This is a genomic window from Candidatus Symbiopectobacterium sp., from assembly GCF_020054415.1.
GTDB lineage: Bacteria > Pseudomonadota > Gammaproteobacteria > Enterobacterales > Enterobacteriaceae > Symbiopectobacterium.
On sequence record NZ_JAHWCO010000598.1, the window covers coordinates 1 to 3,712 of the forward strand.

The 3,712-nt window shown below is 54.2% G+C and carries 3 protein-coding genes and 3 pseudogenes; 1 reads left to right on the forward strand and 5 read right to left on the reverse strand.

The window, feature by feature from the left end:
• The 5 genes and pseudogenes from QZ506_RS17465 to QZ506_RS17485 all read right to left on the reverse strand — a co-directional run.
• Positions 1 to 81 (reverse strand): annotated as a pseudogene (locus tag QZ506_RS17465) (IS1 family transposase); the annotation flags it as partial.
• Positions 82 to 141: 60 nt separating this feature from the next.
• Positions 142 to 369, reverse strand: a pseudogene (locus QZ506_RS17470) (thiosulfate reductase cytochrome B subunit); the annotation flags it as partial.
• Entirely contained in the window at positions 366 to 1,040 is a 675-nt protein-coding gene (locus tag QZ506_RS17475) for a 4Fe-4S dicluster domain-containing protein (protein ID WP_291972911.1), read from the reverse strand. The gene QZ506_RS17475 and the pseudogene QZ506_RS17470, both read right to left, overlap by 4 nt.
• 171 nt (positions 1,041 to 1,211) lie before the next feature.
• Positions 1,212 to 1,811, reverse strand: coding sequence for a hypothetical protein (locus QZ506_RS17480; protein ID WP_291972912.1), 600 nt, complete (start codon positions 1,809 to 1,811; stop codon positions 1,212 to 1,214).
• A gap of 28 nt (positions 1,812 to 1,839) precedes the next feature.
• Positions 1,840 to 3,534 (reverse strand): annotated as a pseudogene (locus tag QZ506_RS17485) (aldehyde ferredoxin oxidoreductase); the annotation flags it as partial.
• Positions 3,535 to 3,605: 71 nt separating this feature from the next.
• Here QZ506_RS17485 and QZ506_RS17490 point away from each other — a divergent pair.
• Positions 3,606 to 3,712 (forward strand): IS1 family transposase (locus QZ506_RS17490; RefSeq protein WP_367273027.1); only part of this gene is annotated, 107 nt, incomplete at its 3' end.

The following is a 3,712-nucleotide window of genomic DNA, read 5'->3' on the forward strand; positions in this document are numbered from 1 at the left end:
ATGGCCACTTTTGCCATAACCGTGTTTTTTCACAGGAGATGTCTGTTCACAAAACGGGCATCTTACATCAACTTTAGCCACTGTATTCCACATCCAAAACCGGACATTTCACACTGCAATCAACATATTTAATACACGACCCCACAAACGTACCGCCCGCGAGTAGAGATACACCTTATCCTCGTGTCCGGCAGCATGCGGCGCGGCGAAGCGGTAACGCAGGAAACCGTGCAGCGCCAACACGCCCAGCATGCCGACAAACGCCACGCCGGCCAGAATCAGCCAGATAGGCCAATATTCGGGGGTGTAGAGATAAACATACTGATACAGCTGGGACTGAAATTGCTCAGCGTTAGGCATGATATTCATACGTTCACCTTCTTCACTTCATGGGGGCCAGGCCGACGATAGAGGTGCGGTTTGCCCACATTTTGCAACTGATACTCATAGTAGTCGTGGGTTTTCAGCCAGTTCTGCACCACATCGCTGTCCTCCCGGCCAAAAATCAGGGCATTTTGCAGGCAGGCACTGACGCAAATGGGCGGGAATCCTTTCATCAGACGTGATTCCAGACAGAAGTCGCATTTATCCTCCACATGGGTAATGGGGTTCAGATAGCGCACCTGATACGGGCATGCGGAGATGCAGTAGCTGCACCCAATGCACTTGGGCTTATCCACCCGCACGATCCCGTTGCTGTCGTCGCGGTAAGATGCGCCCGTCGGGCAAATGGTAATGCACGGTGCATCTTCGCACTGCTGGCAAGAGTGACGGAAAAAGTGATAGGTATTACCGGACTCAGGCGGCGTCATCGCAGTGTGCGCAATGCTCATGTGCGCCGCGCCGGTAGGTGCCTTATTGACCTTATGACAGGCAACGATACAGATATTACAGCCGTTGCACTTCACTTCATCATGGATCATGGCATAGCGAACGGGAGCGCCTTTTTCCGCTTTACCCAATGCCGAGAAAACCGGTGCGCTGAAAAAAAAAATCACCGACCCCATGCCGAGGACAAATTTACGGCGTGAGCATGTCATCTTCCATGCCTCCCAGAAAGTACGTTATTCATTGTGATCCACGCATACCGGGCGCGCGGGCTAGGGGTTCTCATATTGTTCCACCTCAATCCATTCACAGAGCCCTTGGGCTTTGCCGACACTCATGTAGCGGTCGCTGTACAGATAGATGGCACCGTTGGAGGCTTCCACCTAGTGAATATCCTGATAAGCCTCGGTGTCGGCGAGAAAGCGCAACGTGCTTGCTATCTTGTCGTCATCAAATCCATACGGGTGCAGCGCCAACATGCCGGCCTTGAACGGACGCGGATAGGTCTCGCACTCAAAGCGGACGGTCTGCGCCAACGTAGCGCAGGCGTCCTGCTCGTGCGTGAAGATCAAAATCCGCGCGTAGTTATGGTTCATGTAACGGTCGGAGTAGTAGAAACACGTGTCCTGCTGCGCTATCTCAGCGATATCGCTGCCTTGTTCTTCGGCACGAATCTGCATCAACAGGGCATCCAACTCCTCTTCGGTTAGCGCGTAGGGCGGCGCTAACAGTTCGCGCCGATCCACCACCGTGCCGTTGGCAGAGCATCCACGCAGGTAATCCGCCAGAACGAGGTAGGCGGCCTTGGGCGCTTCCTCAGTCGGCGCGGTTTCCTGCGCTGTCGGTGCATCGCGCAGTGCGCCGCTTAACGGCAGCAGCAACCTGCGTCGGCGCATATCCGGTGCATCGCTGTCTGCAACGTCTTCTGTGGCGGCAAGCGCCGCATCCGGCAATTCATCAGGAGGCGTTGTTTGGTTATCCACAACAGTTTTCATGATTGATGCCTTGTACTCAGGCCGGCAACAGGTTGTGCGCTGCCAAATCGTCTGCTACCTCTTTCAGATCAAGACGTTCCAAAACGGCACGCGTCGGACAGCCCAGTTCAGGGCCCCAGCCCATGTCGCTGTAGAACATCGTCAACGATTTCTGCACGTCCTCGCGATCCATCTTGTACGTGCATTCGCTGAACGCGGGCAGTTTCGGGTCCTTATCGAACACCCAGTCACAGATCTGATCGTGCTCACGGCGCATATCCATGGTGTTCATCAGCTTCACGGTGTATGCGCGGTGTAACGTGAAGATACGTTCTGCTGCCAGATCTAGGCTGGCTTCGGTGGTATCTTCGCCGGTCACAGCAGCAAAGAATTTCGCCTCCATTGCCAGATCGCCGCGATAGTTCCGGCTTTTGTGCGGTGATACCGTCATCGGCCACACCCAGTTACACAACGTCACATCGTCGTGCAGGCAGCTTCTCAGCAGCGTCCACTTGGCGTAATCAATCTTGTAGAGGTTGATCGGGGCGTAGTTTTTGGTTTCGTCAAAAGCATCAGCAGAGCCGAACAGCTCAGCGGCGATCTCTTTTTGCAGCTTGAGCGGCAGACCGCTGCCAATATAGTTGATGTGGGTGTGAGTCATGGCATCACGGTTGAACATGCAGTTGAAGATTGTCCCCACCTGCGTCGAAGCTTCGTTGGCATGGTGCACCGGGAAGCCCATGGGCGACCACAGCTTGTTTTTGGTGTAATTCCAATATTCCGGTCCCAGATTCCAGCGCTCCGCGATGAAATAGGAGCAGTCGGACAAATGGATGAATTCGCCAATGCGGTGGGACAAGCGATGATAGATGTCCTTGATAAAGTTCAGATCGCCTTCTTCCATCAATTTCTAGGGAATGGAAGCATACTCTTCGGCGGGCAATACGCGTTTGAACACGCCGTGGGTATGGCAGTAGGTGAAGTCCCGATGCAATTGACCGTAGTTACACCACAATCCCATGTCGTCGAAGATGCTCAGACCGACCAGGTTTCCGACCACGTTGCCATCGCCTTTTTCAGCGATATCTTTGGGGCCGTTGGGGAAGATGGTGGTGTGCATAAAGTTGGCGACACAGGTGTTGCCGCCGGTGGTCGGTCCACCAAACTGCTTGGCTTGCGGTACGTTAAGCTGCGACGTACAGCGGATCGGGCAGGAGTGACATCCGCCCATTTTCACCGTGTATTTTTCCGCGGCTGGCCCCAGATCGAAGGTGGATTTCATAGTGCGGAAACCGACGGTGTTCTGGTTGCCCGGTGGAATTTCGCCGGTTTCAATCGGGCCGCCTTCCGCCGCTTGCCAGTACAGACCTTTGCGTGCGGTCCAGCGCGATTTCGGGTCTGAATATTCAGCCCATGCCTGCGGCGTGCTCGGGACAACGTGGTTATTGTTGGCACCGATGAGCTGCGTCATCATGTATTCGTTGAGCACTTTGAGTTCTTCGCGATTCGCGACGTTAACGCCGTGGCTACCCCATACCGCGATGGCTTTGAGGTTTTTGGAACCGAGTACGGCACCTACGCACACGCCACCGCTGTGGTTGCGGCTATTAAGAATGCAGGAGAGCGGTACCAGATTTTCCCCCGCCGGGCCGATAGCCGCGACGCAGGTTTCTTCACTGGTGGCGCGACAAATTTCTTCGGTGGTGGCTCGTGTGCCTTTACCCCACAGGAAAGCGGAATTTTGGTCGTGTATTCAATATGTTGATTGAAGTGTGAAATGTCCGGTTTTGGATGTGGAATACAGTGGCTAAAGTTGATGTAAGATGCCCGTTTTGTGAACAGACATCTCCTGTGAAAAAACACGGTTATGGCAAAAGTGGCCATCAGCGTTACCGTCGTCAGTCATGCAA

Bases quoted from the DNA above. Each gene is read 5' to 3' on its own strand.
- QZ506_RS17475 (WP_291972911.1), bottom strand. From the start codon at position 1,040: ATGACATGCTCACGCCGTAAATTTGTCCTCGGCATGGGGTCGGTGATT.